Genomic DNA, 16,354 nt, shown 5'->3' with positions numbered 1-16,354 from the left:
GCCTCCTTATTGCTGTTCTATAACTCCAATATATGGTAAATTCCTGTATATCTGATCGTAGTCAAGGCCATATCCAACGATAAATTGATCCGGCACGGTAAAACAGGTATATTTCACCTTGACCTGATCCTTCACCCGGCGCTCCGGTTTATCAAGAAGGGTACACAGCTCAATGCTGTTTGGATTTCTCTGCTTTAATACCTCAATCAGATAGGCCAGGGTATTGCCGGAATCAATGATATCCTCCACAATCAATACGTCCTTCCCTTCAATTGGCTCATCAAGGTCCTTGGTGATCTTAACGATTCCGCTGGACACCGTACCGGCACCGTAACTGGATACGGACATGAAATCCAAGGTAAGAGGCAGATTAATCCGCTTTGCAAGTTCACAGGTAAAGAAAACGCCTCCCTTTAAAATACAAATCAAATGAAGAGGTTTTCCCTCATAATCCCTGCTGATCTCTTCTGCTATTTCTTTTACCCTTGCCGCTACTTCTTCCTCTGATAACAATATACGTATCTTATCATCCATTGTTTTTTCCTCCGTTTAACTGCATTTGTATTACTGTATGGGTATCATCTGTTATCTTATAATATTCACTGATCCGGTATCCGATGACCCAGAGGACATGGGAACCATCCGCAACCAGCGGTATTTTTTCCCGTTCCTCTTTCGGTATCTTTTCATTAATCATGAATTCCTTGACGGTTTTTCTGCCGCCTCCGGCCAGTGTCATGTAATCCCCGGTTTCTCGATACCTCACAGACAGTGCACACTTGATTTTATCATAATCAAACCATTTCGTATACCCGTTTTTGGGAATTTCCTGACCTTTTTTGTAGGGAAAGATCTTAAAATCCAGTTCAGGAAGAGAAACAGCTCTTTCCTTATCCACCGATCCTTCCTGTTTTTTCCTTTTTATCCACAATTCATCAAAAATACGCACAGCAATAAGCCCGCAGGGCAGATCCACCTGCCTGCCGGAAGAACCAAAAAGAAGCGCTGCTGCGCTTTCCACGTGAGTCATTGTAATATCCTTCATGGATTCATTGACAGACCGGATCATCATCCGGATCACATAGTTCTTTATAATGTCATCTTCCGCCAAAAGGGCCTTTGCATCAACTCCCTGCGCCGTTATTGTTCCGGCCTCATCCGTCTCCCTGACTCCCCAGGCTCTTAATATGCCATCTGCCTGTTTTTCCAGATATGCATCTGCCTGTGCAGCCATTTCTCCCGCATGAAGGATGTTTTCCCCCGCCCGTCTGTTGACTTCTTCCCTGATCTCCGGTAATATCAGGCTTCTTATGCGGTTCCTCACATAATCCGTCTGGGCATTGGTAGAGTCCTCACAATAAGATATCCCTTTTTCCGCCAGATATGCAAGAATTTCCTCTCTCCCAACAGACAGCAGCGGGCGGACAATATTGTCCCGCACCGGGCGCATTCCTCCAAGCCCTTTTAATCCGGTCCCCCGGAACAGATTATAAAGAATGGTCTCCGCCTGGTCATCCCTGTGATGGGCCACCGCTATTTTTGTACCCGAAAAGTCAAGACGCTCCTTCTCAAAGATTTGGTAACGCAGATGCCTTCCTGCCTCTTCCACTGACATACCATGTTCCCTGGCATAAAGGGCCGCATCCACCCGGACACATACAAAAGGCACTCCCAGTGTTTCTGAGAGCCTGCCTGCGTACTCACTGTCCCGGTCAGCCTCTTTCCCTCGTAAGCCGTGATGGACATGAACCGCCTTTAATTCTAACCCCAGCACTTCCCTAAGCTCGTTTAAGACTACAAGAAGACAGACCGAATCGGCTCCTCCGGAAAGCGCCACAATGACGCGGTCCCCCGGAGAAAACAGCCGGTTCCGTCTGATATAATCTAATATCGTTCTGTACATTCAGCCACCTTCCTTAGTTGATTTTCTCCCCTCTATATTATAAATATACCCACAAAACATGTCTGTTGCAATTATTATTTTCTTTTCCATATCCCGGCAGTGAGAACCGTCATGTCATCCGCGGCCTTGTCACTGAAGGATCTTGCAAACAGGAGAATCCTGTCAGCCATATCCTGAGGATTCTTTACCGGCATTCCGGCAATGAATTCCTGCAGCATCAGTTCCTTCTCATCTACGGGAAGGGCGTCTAGCACGCCGTCGCTCACCATGATGATCCGGTTATCATCCCATAGCTTTTTAGAAAGGAGAACCGGCTCCACCGGATTTAAGATTCCCATAGGAACCTCACCTGCTTCCAAAAGCTCCACTCCCTTTTCACTGAGAATATAGGTGGCCGCCGCTCCCAACTTCATCGCCTCCATGATCCCGGTCTTTAAATCAATGCAGCATAAATCCAGGGTAGCCGGATGCTGGGATATTCCTGTGAGAAGAAGAACCGTATTGACCATTTTAAGGGCCGCCCTGGTGGAAAATCCGGCCTCCAGAAGCCTTTGTGTCAACTCAATGACCTGCCTGCTTTCTTCTTCGGCCACCTTGCCGCTTCCCATGCCGTCTGACAGACTCATGATGACCTGTCCAGGCTGGACTTGTCCAAAGGTGTAATTATCTCCGGATACCTCTTCTCCGCTTTTTACAGCTTTGGCCACACCATAAAGGACCCGGTACTCACCCTTTTCAACAAACCGTATGGTATCGGCCTGCTTTGTCACCAGGTTTCTGCCGTCAGGGGCCACCGTCCATTCCCCTTCCTCTATGGCGTTTTCCAGGATCTCCGCAGCCTCCTTTACAGTCATACACCGGCCATTCAAAGTCCTCATAGTCAGAAATGCTTCTCTCTGATGATTCTCATATTCTAAAATGAGCATCTTTTCAACGATAATATGGTTGCGGCGGAAGGCCCGTTTTATTTCATCCTCCCAATCCGGAGTTATGTCAATAGAATGCTCTACCTGATGGGAAAACTCCTCAAGAATCACAGCCAGTTCCTTAAATTGGACTATAACTGCGTCGCGGCTTTCCAAAAAGCGGTTCTTCCAGGCCAGATTCATGGTGGCTCTACCGAGCCCCCGGTTCAGCTGGACCATGTAGTCATCCTTTCGTTTACAGGTTTCCAGAAAAAAACGGGGCATGTCCCCGTAGTCCACACTCCCTTTTTGTTCAAATGCACGAACCAGATATTGCAGATAATATTGATTGTCCTGTTCTTTTCCGGGATACACGATGCATTTGTTGCATCCTGCGCATACCATAGCCGCAGCCGTTTCAAGGGCCGCTTTCCCATCTTCCTTTGTAAGTCCCTGTTCTGCTGACAAATCATCTGTACAAGCTTTGGCAAGTTCTCCCAAAGAGCTTGCCATGTCGTTTAATCTCTTTGCCGTATATACATTCACATCAGCCATATCATGATGTGCCGCCTTACGTCTGAACACAAAAATCCCTCCTGCCTGTATCATGCTTTAAACCATATTATGAAAACAAGTTTTCATAATCGGATGGACGGTGCAAAAGCAGCACCTTTTATGAGAAACTAAAATACAGTTTCTCATAATCCACATTATATACAGGCAGAAGGAAAATATTTGTCAAAACGGCTGACTCATGATCTAAAATCGTACGACAGCATTCCCCTTTATTGTCCAAGCACTTTGGACATAGAGGGATACCCGAAGGGTGTCTTACTGCCGTTGTGACGGCTTCAGCAAAATCTCATCAGGATTTACAAGGCCCAGCTTTTGCTTTGCGACTTCTTCAATATATTGTTTGGTTTGGACATAAACCCGGTATTCCTCTAATTTTTGAGACCGTTCCTCTTCCTTGTCCACCTGGGCCTGAAGATTCTCCAGACGGAGCTCATATTCCCGTTCCTTTTCTTTTAACGTGACTCCCTTAATGGTAACAATCACAGCAAGGCTGAATACGACAAAGGTAATGCCGATGATCGTCATTCGATTGCCCCACCTATCTTTTCTCTTTCGTCTTGATTTTCCCATTTTGTCCATACGATCACCAATCACCTCTAATGCCGCTTCTTTCTTCGGTTACAACCAGCCATCTTTATTTTAAGATATTTTCGGAAATGTTTCAAGAGTTTTATGAAATGTCTGCTTATTATTTTATCATATAAAAGCATTCCGATAAATACTCCAGCAACGGCATATCCTCTTAATCCTCCGTCATTCTGTTCATACAACAAGGAAAACGTGACTAAGGCAGCATAAATCCAGTATATCATGTCCTCTATTCCTATAAACACATAGGAATGGGGAATAAATATACGGAAAATGCGTAACAGGTCATATGTGATCATAAGCCCTGCACCTGTTAAAAAGCTGTAGAGCAGAAGTTTTACTTCATATACGATATGAACGCTCATATGACTTTTCCTTTTTTATTTAAACAGTCTGGAAATCATGGATTCCCCTGACCTGCGCAGTGCTTCATTGGAGGAATAGGTAAGACTCTCAATATTACCGTTTAAATCCACTTCTCCCTTTTCAAGAGTCAGCCGGCTGACATGGAGCCCCTTCCCCTTTAAAGTCAAAAGTCCCATGTCCGTATCAAGAACTACCTGGTTTTCATCAAAGGACACCACTTCCCGTATTCCTGTCATCGTACCGGACCCCCGGTTTTCTATTGTGAGCCTGTGAGGACGGATATTCACCTTTTCTTCCATACAAAAACCTCCTAATATACCTGTCTAAAGTATATTAGGAGGCGCGCTCCAATATTACTGAAATTTATCGTACGTATCGAAACTGTGAGCTAGAGATAACGGTAAAGCTCTTTTGCTTCATCTTTTTTTACCGTTTCTGCTACATCAAGAACTTCAACCTTTACAGAGCTGGTCCCAAAATGGATCTCTATTATATCGCCTTGCTTAACGTTTAAGGAAGCTTTTGCAGGTTTTCCACCTACAAGCACACGGCCTGCATCACAGGCTTCGTTCGCTACGGTTCTTCTCTTGATCAGACGAGAAACCTTAAGAAACTTATCCAGTCTCATGGATTAAGCGTTCACCATATCCTTTAAAGCCTTTCCAGCCTTAAATTTTGGTGTTTTGGAAGCAGGGATGTTCATAACTTCGCCACTCTTTGGATTTCTTCCCTCTCTTGCCGCTCTTTCAGATACCTCAAATGTACCAAAACCAACTAACTGGATCTTCTCGCCTTTAACCAGTTCTTCAGATATAACATCTGTTAAAGCTTTAACTGCCTTCTCTGCATCCTTTTTGGACAGTTCTGCTTTCTCTGCGACTGCTGCGATTAACTCTGCTTTGTTCATTGATATCTTCCTCCTAGAATGTAGCACCAGGCTACGATTTTTCGCATAACACGATTACTATATCATTTATAGCTGTTTCTCCCGTTTTTGTCAAGGTTTTTCGCTCTTTTGAAGGGCTTTCTCCTGCTTTTTTATCGCATCCCAAAGTGCTTGTCCCTCCTGCTGCAAACCTGCATTTTCGCCGCCAAAAACATGGGGGTGTCTGCGTATCATTTTTTTACAGATTCCGTTTACCACATCATCAATGGAAAAGTCTCCCCGCTCGTTTGCAATCTGGCTGTAAAGCATTACCAGAAACAGGATATCTCCCAGTTCCTCGCAAAGGTTTTCCATATCCTCATGATCAATGGCATCAAGAACCTCTCCGCTTTCCTCTTCCAGGCATTTTTTCAGACTCTCATAGGTCTGATCCCTGTCCCAGGGACAGCCTTTTTCGGATCGGAGTTTATTTGTAATATTTACTAAATCTTCAAAAGTATACATGACTCGGCCTCCTTTTGCCGTTATTATACCATGACACGGCAGCCTACGGAATTATGCTTTTTTTAATTCTGAAGATTTTCTGACAATTGTTTCTGCCCCCTGTTAAAAAAGAGCTTGTTCTTATATAATAATAAGGATTATTCTTTACTTCACTGAGGCAATGTTTTGTTTTCCTTCATGAAGTAAATGATACAAATGAAAACGGAGGTAGCCATGAAAAATTTCAGCATATGGAAAAAAATAGCAGCTTGTGTACTATTTTTAAACATTGTATTTACCGCTTTTACCACGGAGCTCTTAACACCCAGCGTTTCAGCCGGAGAGCTGACTATGCGGGGCATGGGCTTTGGGCCGGCTCTTAATATCGGACCGGGAAGCAAAATATTTAACGGCGGCAGCTTATCCTTACTTTCGGATTACGACAACCGGCAAATGCTTTCCATGATTTTACAAGACAAGGACGGAACCCTTGTAGTCATTGACGGCGGTTGGGATATCGATGCGGCTCACTTGACGGAAGTGCTCCGTTCCAAGGGCGGACATGTATCCGGATGGTTTATTACCCACCCTCATTCAGACCATGTGGGGGCACTTGTTCAGATCCTGGAGAATCCGGACAGCCAGATCACCATTGATAACGTCTATTATTCTCTGGCGGACCCGGCCTGGTATGAGAAAGTTGAGCCTTCCCGTAACAGTATGGTGAGCAGGCTGATATCAGCCCTTGCAACGCTCCCTGCCGAAAAGCTCCACACCGTACAGAAGGATCAGGAAATCCAGCTGGGCCAGATTAAAGCAAGGGTTTTAAACAATCCCTATCTTCTGGATGTCACCTCCGTTAATAACAGCTCCGTTGCTTATAAATTTTTCTTAAATAACGTAAGCATCCTGGTACTGGGCGATATGGGGCCCGAGGCCGGTGAACTCCTGGCTGCAGAACGCAGCGCAGAAGATTTAAAAAGCGATATCGTTCAGATGGCTCATCACGGCCAGTATGGGGTTAACCAGGACGTATATGCTATCATTAAACCTCAAATCGCCCTTTGGCCCTGTCCGCTCTGGCTGTGGAATAACGACAACGGCGGCGGAATCGGCAGCGGTGACTGGAAGACACTTGAAACCAGGAAATGGATGGAAGAGCTGGGAGTAAAAGTAAATTACTGCATTAAGGACGGAGACCAGATCATCTATTAACAGATTTCATTTGAAAAAAGAAACGGCATCTGCCGTTTCTTTTTTTGTCATTCCTTCACTTACTTACTGTCTATGGGTTCCTAACGGAGAGGCAGGTTAATTTCCCCCCGGGCCATCTCTCCTTGGCCGTTCCGATTCCGGCAATGGTTCTACATAGGATCCATCTTTGTATGGTTCCGTATCAATTTCCGGAATATCGCCATCGTTGTAATCATCTTCCTCCGGTACAAAAACCTTCATTTCTGTTCACCTCCTGATTCATGTATGATAGTTGGCAGCAAGACTAGCCTTCCATCTGGCGACCTAAAAATCCGGCTGCTGTTGTAGCCAGCTTAGTCTCCATATCTCCAAAACGTGCTCTGGGTTCTCTGCTCAATAAGGCTACCGCTCCAATTGCATCGCCCTCACAGATAATGGGAGCCACCACCTGAGCTGTTATCCCTTCCAGGGTTTCTCCTGACAGAGGAATAAAGCCCTTGTCATCTTTTCCGGCCACTACGACCGTGCGTTCATTGATAAGGTTCTCCAATTGCTTGCTAATGGTTTTCTGCATAAGCTCCTTCTTAGAGCCTCCTGCCACTGCAATAATCTGATCTCGGTCGCTTATACATACGGTAAGTCCGGTAGTCTGAGCCATGGCTTCTGCATATTGGGATGCAAAAGCAGTAAGTTCTACCATCGGAGAATATTTCTTTAAAATGATTTCTCCTTCCCTATCTGTAAATATTTCAAGCGGAGTCCCTTCTCTTAACCGGAGCGTCCTTCTAATTTCTTTTGGTATCACTACACGTCCCAGGTCGTCAATTCTTCTTACAATACCAGTTGCTTTCATAATAAAAATTCCTCCATCTTGTGCGTTTTTATATCACTGATATTATTTTGCTACGAAAGCAACAGATTATACTTAAGTCTGCCATTTTTCCCAAAATTTAAAATCAGGGCCGACCTGTTAAAAAAAGTCGAGCCCTGATTTTCTAATCAGACTTAGTATTTTCCTTGAAGAAGCCGGGGTTTTCTTATCCCAGTTTAAAAGTCACCCTGTCTGACACGGCGTAATATTTGCTTTGAGGATGACAGATATCCCTCATGGGCCGCTTTTGCAGCCGCGCTATCTGGAACGGGGGTTACAAAATGGTTTTCAAAAGAACCATATTTTTGAATCGTCAATTCATTTGAAACTCTCTGTAGAAGATACATACCTAAAACGTCCATAGCTACCACCTTTCTCCGAAACATTAATGGGAACAAAGAAAGCATCTGGGACAAAAGCCCTTCTTCTACTATTATTATATCACAAATAAGACAAAAATCAACTAGATTAACGGTATTTTAGAAGTCAATTTTCACATTTTTTCATTCTTTTCTGACAATTCCAACATTTGCTTTAATATCACTTCAGCCTGGTTGATCATGACATCGGTGGTCTGATTCCTCTTTCTGTCAAGATACGTAAGCCTCGGTACTTCTCCCATCTGGAACTTTAAATCCCCGCGGTACTGATCAATGATCTTCGGAATCCCCTCTACCTTAAGCCTAGCATTCTTATACATGGTCAGGCGGACCTCCTGACGGTTGATATTAACTTCAGTCACATAGGCGCTATGGGCCAGAGCCTTTAATCCAGCCACCTTAAGCAGGTTATCAACCGGCTTAGGAATGTCTCCGAAGCGATCCATCAGCTCATCCTGCATATCCATATATTCTTCTTCATTCTCAATGCTGGAAATCCGCTTGTAAATATCAAGTTTCTGATATTCATTCTTAATATAGGAAGTGGGGATGTATGCATCAATATCACAGTCCACCACGGTTTCATAGCTTTCCTCTTCTTTTCTCTGTCCCTTAAGCTCTAAAACCGCTTGATTTAAGAGCTTGCAATAAAGGTCATAACCTACCGCTTCCATATGTCCGTGCTGTTCCGCTCCCAAAACATTTCCTGCTCCCCGGATCTCTAAATCCCGCATGGCAATCTTGATCCCGGAGCCCAGTTCTGTGAATTCACGGATAGCCTGAAGACGTTTTTCCGCCTCTTCTTTAAGCAGCTTATCCCGCTTATACATCAAAAATGCATAGGAAGTCCGGCTGGAACGGCCTACACGTCCACGAAGCTGATAAAGCTGGGAAAGACCCATACGGTCCGCATCCTGAATGATCATGGTGTTGGCATTGGCAATATCAAGTCCGGTCTCAATGATGGTGGTGCAGACCAGGACATCAATTTCACCGTTGACAAAATCAAACATGATCCGTTCCAGTTCATGCTCGTGCATCTGCCCATGAGCAAAGGTTACCGCCGCCTCAGGCACCAGACTGGCAATGTGGTTTGCTACCTCGTCGATGTTGCCTACCCGGTTATATACATAATAAACCTGTCCTCCGCGGGAAAGCTCCCGGTGAATGGCCTCACGCACCATTTCATCGTTATGCTCCATGACATAGGTCTGTATTGGCATACGGTCCACGGGCGGCTCCTCCAGCACGCTCATGTCACGGATTCCAACCAGACTCATGTGCAGGGTCCGTGGTATGGGAGTAGCTGTTAAAGTCAGCACATCAACATTTTCTTTCAGCTGCTTGATTTTTTCTTTATGGGCCACGCCGAAACGCTGTTCCTCATCAATAATTAAAAGGCCCAGATCCTTAAACTGTACATCCTTTGACAAAACCCTATGGGTTCCGATCACGATATCAACCAGACCCCGTTTTAAATCCTCCAGGGTCTTTTTCATCTGCCCCGGAGTCCGGAAACGGGACATTAAATCCACCCGGACAGGGAAATCCTTCATACGCTGGGCAAAGGTATTATAGTGCTGCTGAGCCAGAATGGTTGTGGGAACTAAGTAGACTACTTGTTTTCCGTCCTGTGCCGCCTTAAATGCGGCCCTTAAGGCGATTTCCGTCTTTCCGTAGCCGACGTCCCCGCAGATCAGACGGTCCATAATCTTTCTGCTCTCCATATCCGTCTTGGTCGCCTCTATGGCATCCCACTGATCATCAGTCTCCTCGTAAGGAAACATTTCTTCAAATTCCTTCTGCCAGACCGTATCCTCTCCGTACTGAAATCCATGGGTCTGCTGCCTGGACGCATAGAGCTGCACCAGCTCCTTTGCAATCTCTTTTACCGCGCCTTTTACCCTGGTCTTAGTTTTGTTCCACTGGTCCCCTCCCAGCCGGTTCAGTTTGGGTTTTTTCGCCTCAGCGCCGGCATACTTCTGGATTCCGTCAAGCCTTGTCGCAGGAAGATATAAGTTCCCGTTGTCAGCATATTCTACCTTTAAGTAATCCTTGATGACTCCATCCTGCTCGATTTTTTCGATCCCTCGGTAAATACCAAGACCATGTTCCTCATGGACTACGTAATCACCAATGGAAAGATCGGAAAAGTTTTGGATCTTTGTTCCTTCATAGGAGGTCTTTTTCCGTTTCCGCTTCTTTTTCTCCACCCCAAACATATCGCCTTCCGTTATGACGATAAATTTTATCATAGAATATTCAAAGCCCCGATGAAGGTTTCCAAAGGTGACCAGAATCTCCCCTGGCTTCACCTCCTGATCTTCTCCGCCATCATCAGGACAGTAGGCCCGCAGATCATATTCTCTTAGATCTCCTGCAAGGCGGCTGGCCCTGGTTCTGGAAGCAGACAAAAGGATTACCCGGTATCCGTCCTTTTTCCACCTGGTTAAATCCTTTATCAAAAGCTCAAACCCATTCTGATAGGAATTCACATTCTTCACCTGAAAGCTGTAGCGGTTTTTTACTGAAAAACCGGAGAGCTTTTGCTCAAGGCCGGTCAAATAAACAGTGGTCTTAGTCTGAACCCTGGCCAGCATCTCTTTTGCAGAAAAAAGAAGGCCGGTCTGTCCCGGAAGGAGGTAGCCGTTTTCCAGGCGGTGTATCATGCTTTCCCGGAACTCCATTTCAACGGTCTCCCCTTTTTCCCTAAGCCGTTCCGGCTCATCCAAGAACATAACCGAGTTTTCTCCATGAAAATACTCCAGAAAAGACACGCTCTCCTGGCAAAAATAATGAATATAGCCATCCAACCCATGCTGCCGGAAACCTTCTTTAAGCCCTTCCAAAAATTCGGATATAATGGAACGGATCCTGGCGGACTCCTGGATTTTTGACTGAGCCCTTAAATCCTTCTCATATTTTTTTGTTTCTTTTTCAAGGGCTTCGATTCCCTCTTGGATCTGTTTCCCTGTCAGTGCCATTTCCGTGGCAGGATAGATCCGTATGCTTTCTAATTGCTCAATAGATCTCTGGCTCTCAATATCGAAGGTTCTGATTGAGTCAACCTCATCATCCCATAGTTCAATGCGCACCGGCAGTTCCTCAGTTAAGGGGAACACGTCAATGATTCCGCCCCTGATGGAGAACTGGCCCATGCCATCTACCTGTCCCATACGCTCATATCCCAGCTCTGTAAGACGCTTTTTCCACTTTTCCACGTCAATGGTCTGACCGCCTTCCACAGACAGCACCTGCTTCTTAAGATACTCCAACGGGAGAAGGTGGTCCATAAGTCCGTCAAAGGTCGTGACAACCCAGCCGGAGGATTTCTCCATTAAATGGCGAAACACGGTCATACGCTGCTTGGTCAGTAAGTTTCCGTGGATGTCCGCGCTGAAAAACAGAAGATCCCTGGCTGGATACAGCCAAACATCAGGATCAAAGAAGCGCAGGTCCTCATAGATCTCCCTTGCTCTGGTGTCATCATAAGTAACCACCAGCCTTAAGCCTTCCTGCTTTGCTGATTCATACATCAGATGGACCTTTTGGGAATCCATACAACCGCTGGCCATGACAGGTCCGGCCCTTTTTAACAGATCACCGGAAAGGTCCTCAAAATCCTTTAATTCCCTCAATGGTTTTTCAAATAGATCACTCATGAAATCTCCTTACTTCTTCCTGTTAAAATGGTTCATCGCTGCTTCCGCACCCTCTGTAACCACCATAATAGCTGCTTCTGCTGCATCCTTATACGCCTGGTCCATGATCGCTGCCTGTTCCCTTGGGAAGCGGCCCAAAACATAGTCTGCCAGGTCCATTTCCTTTGGCTTTTCACCTACTCCCACCCGGATTCTTAAAAATTCCTGAGTTCCCAGATGACTTATGATGTTCTTCAAGCCGTTATGGCCTCCGGCACTTCCCTTTGCCCGGATTCTCAACTGGCCTTCCGCTAAGTTGATATCATCGCAGATAATGATGATGTGGTCCGGTTCCACCTTGTAAAAATCTGCCATAGCCCGGATGCTTTCTCCGCTTAGATTCATAAAGGTCTGTGGTTTCGATAAAATAACCTTTTCCAATCCGATCCTTCCGGTTCCATAGAATGCCTTATGCTTTTTTTCCGTTACCCTGGACCCCAGTTTGTCCGCCAGAACGTCCACAGCTTCAAACCCTACATTGTGCCTGGTTTTTTCATATTCCCTGGTGGGGTTTCCTAATCCTGCGATGATATACATGATGATTCTCCTTATTATTGTCTATATTAATTACGGTTCCGATTCATGACTTTTTAGGGGTTTCAAACGCCCGAAAAGCGTTAGATTTCCCAAAATGGGGGGGTCTAACGCTGCTTTTTTTATTTTAACAGTTGGATCTTAAGATGTAAAGGCTAACGCAGCTTTTTTATTTTATAAAAGCATCCAGCTTTAACTCCTTCCAGAGCAACGGTCGTTAAGTAGTTAAATTGTCAGTTTTACTTTCAAAGGATTTTATCGCATTTAAAACGTTTATAGCCATTTCATTATCTGGGAAGAGCTTAAGTGTCTTCTGATAGTATTGTTTCGCAAGCTCAACGTTTTCACAATGTAAATAACAAAAAGCCAAGTTGACTAATGCCATCTCCGTATAAGAGTAACTACTTGAAGATAATAACGTAATATAACGATACTTATCAATCCATGAATGCTTGCAAAACAAATCATAGCTTTTTTTGTATTCTTCAATTGCTTGAGTATAATTTCCCATTTTTGTTAGCGAAATTCCTTTTCTATGATTATGTGCGATACCTCGCTCCAATACCATAGATAATACCAGGTAAGTAGCTGACCCAAGAATGACATCTATGTATATTGGTCTAATAAATAAACTAAAGGCAAACATTAATGTTCCCATTACAGCTAACTGTGGAAATATTGATATCCAGGCGGTTTTACGAATAAATGTTTTAGCTTGTGGCATTTAATTTCCCCCTACATAAGTTATTAAACTTTTCACCCCCGTGCCATTAACATAATAAGCACGGAAAAGAATTTACCTAAGAATAAGTATACTCAACATTCAGGCCAGGTGCAAGGACGAACTATTGCCTTCAGGTATATAAATATGGAATCAAGGGAATCCTTCACTGTGGATAATTAAGATCAACAAAATACATATAAAAAAGTTCCTCCGATAAATGGATATCTCTTGTCTTTTTCGTATCCACTATGATAGAATAAAGCTGTTGCGCTTATATAAGTTCATAATCGGTTGAGCGTTTCTACCAACTACCATAATAGTTGACTATAAGGGTTAGAAGGAAAAAGGAGTGATGTTCATGAAGGATGTTTCAAACAATTACGACGTCATCATCGTTGGTGCAGGCCCCTCAGGTATTTTCTGTGCCTATGAGCTGATCGAAAAAAAGCCGGATCTTAAGATTCTTATGATCGAAAAGGGCCGCCGGATTGAAAACCGGACCTGTCCGAAACGGACAACAAAAACATGCGTAGGCTGCAAACCATGCTCCATCACCACAGGCTTTGCAGGAGCCGGAGCATTTTCCGATGGAAAATTATCCTTATCTCCTGATGTTGGCGGAAACCTCCCTGAAATACTTGGATATGATAAGACAGTGGAGCTGCTTAAGGAATCAGACAACATTTACTTGAAATTCGGCGCAGACACTAATGTTTACGGCGTTGACAAGCAAAAAGAGATCCAGGAAATCCGCCGTAAAGCCATAGGAGCCAACTTAAAGCTGATTGAATGTCCCATCCGCCATTTGGGAACGGAAGAAGGCTATAAAATCTACACCCGCCTCCAGGAGCATTTATTGGAGCAAGGGGTTGAAATGGCATTTAACACGATGGTAAAGGATATTATCATCGAAAATAATAAAGCAATCGGTGTCATTACCGATAAGGAAGAAATCTGCTATGCACCGGAAATCGTGTCCGCCATAGGCCGCGAAGGTTCTGACTGGTTTAGCCACATCTGCGAAAACCACGGAATTGAAACGAAGGTGGGAACCGTAGATATCGGAGTCCGGGTAGAGGTCCGGGACGAGGTCATGGAATTCTTAAACAAGAACCTTTATGAAGCAAAGCTTGTTTACCATACCCCAACCTTTGATGACAAGGTTCGTACCTTCTGTACCAACCCTTCCGGCGAGGTAGCCACAGAATACTATGAAAACGGGCTGGCGGTTGTCAACGGACATGCCTACAAATCCCAGGAATACAAGACAAACAACACCAACTTTGCAATCCTGGTATCCAAAAACTTTACAAAACCATTTAAAACCCCCATTGAATACGGCAAGCAGATCGCCCAGCTGAGCAACATGCTCTGTGATGGTAAGATCCTGGTGCAGACCTTTGGTGATTTTCAAAGAGGAAGACGTACCACAGAGGAGCGCTTATGCCGCAACAACCTGATCCCGACCTTAAAGGATGCGGTTCCCGGTGATTTATCCCTGGTATTTCCGCACCGCATTATGGTTGACATAAAAGAAATGCTTCTTGCACTGGACAAGGTGACTCCGGGCATTGCCAGTGAAGAAACCCTTTTATATGGTGTAGAGGTAAAATTCTATTCCAATAAGGTTGTGGTTAACACTGACTTTGAAACCAGCGTAGAAGGCCTGCGTGCCATCGGCGATGGTGCCTCCGTAACAAGAGGGCTTCAGCAGGCATCTGCCAACGGCTTAAGCGTAGCCAGAAGCATTCTGGCAGCCATGAACTAAGAATAAAAAAGTAAGGTTTTCACGTAAGTATATATAAAAAGATGGAAGCATCTATTGATGCTTCCATCTTTTTTTCTGTATCGAATCAAGCAAGTCCCAGCTTCTTCATCGCATAAGCCACTCCATCATCTTCTACATTTTTGGTGTAAAAGGTTGCATAAGGCTCAAGCTCCACGCTATGATGCCCCATAAGAATACAGTTCTTTGCATATTCAAACATAGACAAATCATTGGTACTGTCACCAAACACATAGGCATCTTCCAGGGCAATTCCATAGTGCTTAATAACCAGTTCAATGGCTGTTGCCTTGGAATATTGGGAAGGAACGCATTCATAAAATCCATTCCCCCGGTCAATAATCTCAAAGTCCAATCCCAAGGCCCGGGAAAAGCCCTTTAAGTCACTTTTTTCGTCTGCAAATACGCAGAACTTATCAAAATCGTAACAGTCCTCGTCCCAACTATAAGGAGATAAATTTCCCTCCCGTTCAACGATTTCCTTCATTCTCTCCACCTGGGGAAGACGGGAGATTCCTTTTCTGAAGTAACAGCTTTCTGTTCCCTCTAACACTCCATCCAGGTCATATTCCTGTATGATGCGCTTAATCTCAAGCCCCTGCTCATGAGGAATCGATGCTGAGAAAAGAACCTGGTCTTCCGCTATAATGCGGGTTCCGCAGCCACAGCAGTAGCCATCCACTCTAATCAGCTCTTTGATGGAACCGATCAGGCAATCCGTACGCCCGGAATTGATGAAGACCAGATGACCATTCTTTCGGGCCTGTAAAATTGCCTCTTTCGCACTCTCCGGCACATTCCGGTTCACCTCGGAAAAAAGCGTGCCGTCAATATCGAAAAACAAGGCCTTTCTATTCTCGCTCATCGGTCACCCCTAAAGCATATGGTCCCTGTTGTTTCATCCATGCTCTCCACAATGGCCAGGGACTCTACCCGGATTCCTTCCGCTCTTAATCGATCTCCTCCAGGCTGGAAGCCCTTTTCAATCACAATTCCTGCACCAACTAACTTTGCACCGGAATCATTTACGATAGCAGCCAGACCTTCCAGGGCTTTCCCGTTGGCTAAAAAATCATCAATCAGCAATACCTTGTCACCGGCTCCCAGAAATTCTTTGGAAACCATGATGTCATAGGTTCTTCCGTGAGTAAAGGATTCCACCTGGGTGGTATATACATCACCTGCTATATTCTTGGTCTTGGATTTTTTTGCAAATACCACCGGTACATCAAAGTACTGGGCCACGATACAGGCTATGCCAATGCCGGAAGCCTCAATGGTTAAAATTTTATTGACTTCATAATCGGCAAAGCGTCTCTTAAATTCCTTTCCAATTTCTACGAACAGCTTGATATCCATCTGGTGATTTAAAAAACTGTCTACTTTCAGTACATCACCGGACTTAATCTTCCCATCTTTCCGTATTCTGTCCTTTAAAAGCTGCATAAAGGTTCCCC

Annotated in this window: 19 protein-coding genes and 1 riboswitch; of the genes, 2 read left to right on the top strand and 17 right to left on the bottom strand. The window is 44.7% G+C overall.

All coding sequences use genetic code 11. The features are described from left to right. Positions 1–6: 6 nt before the first annotated feature. From hpt to ACHZES_RS15885, 9 genes are all read right to left on the bottom strand, one after another. On the bottom strand, positions 7–534 hold the full coding sequence (gene hpt, locus ACHZES_RS15925) for a hypoxanthine phosphoribosyltransferase (RefSeq protein WP_154525063.1): 528 nt from the start codon (positions 532–534) through the stop codon (positions 7–9). Next, positions 527–1,903, bottom strand: a complete 1,377-nt coding sequence (tilS, locus tag ACHZES_RS15920) for a tRNA lysidine(34) synthetase TilS (protein WP_395547141.1) — start codon at positions 1,901–1,903, stop codon at positions 527–529. Before tilS ends, hpt begins: the two co-directional genes overlap by 8 nt. Positions 1,904–1,977: 74 nt before the next feature. After that, complete coding sequence (locus ACHZES_RS15915; protein ID WP_330372887.1) at positions 1,978–3,393, bottom strand: SpoIIE family protein phosphatase; 1,416 nt, start codon at positions 3,391–3,393, stop codon at positions 1,978–1,980. Between the two features lie 246 nt (positions 3,394–3,639). After that, positions 3,640–3,963, bottom strand: a complete 324-nt coding sequence (locus ACHZES_RS15910) for a septum formation initiator family protein (protein WP_038280244.1) — start codon at positions 3,961–3,963, stop codon at positions 3,640–3,642. 17 nt (positions 3,964–3,980) lie between these two features. After that, complete coding sequence (yabQ, locus tag ACHZES_RS15905; protein ID WP_038280243.1) at positions 3,981–4,337, bottom strand: spore cortex biosynthesis protein YabQ; 357 nt, start codon at positions 4,335–4,337, stop codon at positions 3,981–3,983. A 15-nt stretch (positions 4,338–4,352) separates the two neighbouring features. Next, positions 4,353–4,637, bottom strand: a complete 285-nt coding sequence (yabP, locus tag ACHZES_RS15900) for a sporulation protein YabP (RefSeq protein WP_025230362.1) — start codon at positions 4,635–4,637, stop codon at positions 4,353–4,355. Positions 4,638–4,726: 89 nt separating this feature from the next. Continuing rightward, positions 4,727–4,966 carry an RNA-binding S4 domain-containing protein gene (locus ACHZES_RS15895; protein ID WP_038280241.1) on the bottom strand — a complete coding sequence of 80 codons (240 nt, stop codon included), beginning with the start codon at positions 4,964–4,966 and terminating at the stop codon, positions 4,727–4,729. 3 nt (positions 4,967–4,969) lie between these two features. After that, positions 4,970–5,245, bottom strand: a complete 276-nt coding sequence (locus ACHZES_RS15890; protein ID WP_013274629.1) for an HU family DNA-binding protein — start codon at positions 5,243–5,245, stop codon at positions 4,970–4,972. A gap of 90 nt (positions 5,246–5,335) precedes the next feature. Beyond that, a complete protein-coding gene (locus ACHZES_RS15885; protein WP_038280238.1) occupies positions 5,336–5,728 on the bottom strand; it encodes a MazG nucleotide pyrophosphohydrolase domain-containing protein in 393 nt (130 codons plus the stop codon). A gap of 213 nt (positions 5,729–5,941) precedes the next feature. Here ACHZES_RS15885 and ACHZES_RS15880 point away from each other — a divergent pair, with 213 nt between their 5' ends. Then, positions 5,942–6,922: a ComEC/Rec2 family competence protein gene (locus tag ACHZES_RS15880; protein ID WP_404820245.1), complete on the top strand. Its 981-nt coding sequence runs from the start codon at positions 5,942–5,944 to the stop codon at positions 6,920–6,922. A 96-nt stretch (positions 6,923–7,018) separates the two neighbouring features. Here the strand turns inward: ACHZES_RS15880 and ACHZES_RS15875 are convergent, their stop codons facing one another. The 6 genes from ACHZES_RS15875 to ACHZES_RS15850 form a co-directional block, all read right to left on the bottom strand. Continuing rightward, entirely contained in the window at positions 7,019–7,162 is a 144-nt protein-coding gene (locus tag ACHZES_RS15875; RefSeq protein ID WP_025230366.1) for a hypothetical protein, read from the bottom strand. A gap of 43 nt (positions 7,163–7,205) precedes the next feature. After that, positions 7,206–7,754 (bottom strand): stage V sporulation protein T, encoded by a 549-nt coding sequence (gene spoVT / locus ACHZES_RS15870; protein ID WP_038280232.1) that lies wholly within the window; start codon positions 7,752–7,754, stop codon positions 7,206–7,208. 194 nt (positions 7,755–7,948) lie between these two features. Beyond that, positions 7,949–8,134 carry a hypothetical protein gene (locus tag ACHZES_RS15865; RefSeq protein WP_038280230.1) on the bottom strand — a complete coding sequence of 62 codons (186 nt, stop codon included), beginning with the start codon at positions 8,132–8,134 and terminating at the stop codon, positions 7,949–7,951. A gap of 131 nt (positions 8,135–8,265) precedes the next feature. Continuing rightward, positions 8,266–11,814: a transcription-repair coupling factor gene (mfd, locus tag ACHZES_RS15860; RefSeq protein ID WP_395547143.1), complete on the bottom strand. Its 3,549-nt coding sequence runs from the start codon at positions 11,812–11,814 to the stop codon at positions 8,266–8,268. A gap of 9 nt (positions 11,815–11,823) precedes the next feature. Then, entirely contained in the window at positions 11,824–12,390 is a 567-nt protein-coding gene (gene pth, locus ACHZES_RS15855; protein WP_038280227.1) for an aminoacyl-tRNA hydrolase, read from the bottom strand. Between the two features lie 214 nt (positions 12,391–12,604). Beyond that, positions 12,605–13,111, bottom strand: a complete 507-nt coding sequence (locus ACHZES_RS15850) for a tetratricopeptide repeat protein (protein ID WP_395547144.1) — start codon at positions 13,109–13,111, stop codon at positions 12,605–12,607. Between the two features lie 251 nt (positions 13,112–13,362). Then, a riboswitch (purine riboswitch) is annotated at positions 13,363–13,458 on the top strand. Between the two features lie 11 nt (positions 13,459–13,469). Between ACHZES_RS15850 and ACHZES_RS15845 the strand changes: the two genes are divergently transcribed. Further along, complete coding sequence (locus tag ACHZES_RS15845; protein ID WP_154525071.1) at positions 13,470–14,879, top strand: NAD(P)/FAD-dependent oxidoreductase; 1,410 nt, start codon at positions 13,470–13,472, stop codon at positions 14,877–14,879. A gap of 85 nt (positions 14,880–14,964) precedes the next feature. On the opposite strand, the gene ACHZES_RS15840 is transcribed toward ACHZES_RS15845, so the two are convergent. Both ACHZES_RS15840 and ACHZES_RS15835 read right to left on the bottom strand, forming a co-directional pair. Beyond that, entirely contained in the window at positions 14,965–15,762 is a 798-nt protein-coding gene (locus ACHZES_RS15840; protein ID WP_154525073.1) for an HAD-IIB family hydrolase, read from the bottom strand. Next, complete coding sequence (locus ACHZES_RS15835) at positions 15,759–16,343, bottom strand: xanthine phosphoribosyltransferase (RefSeq protein WP_038280224.1); 585 nt, start codon at positions 16,341–16,343, stop codon at positions 15,759–15,761. The genes ACHZES_RS15840 and ACHZES_RS15835 overlap by 4 nt, the downstream gene beginning before the upstream one ends. Between the last annotated feature and the right edge of the window lie 11 nt (positions 16,344–16,354).

Origin of the sequence: Lacrimispora sanguinis (genome assembly GCF_044987295.1) — a bacterium.
GTDB classification, from domain to species: Bacteria; Bacillota; Clostridia; order Lachnospirales; family Lachnospiraceae; genus Lacrimispora; species Lacrimispora celerecrescens_B.
Note: the sequence above shows the minus strand (reverse complement) of the source record. Positions and strands in the feature narration are given on the sequence as shown.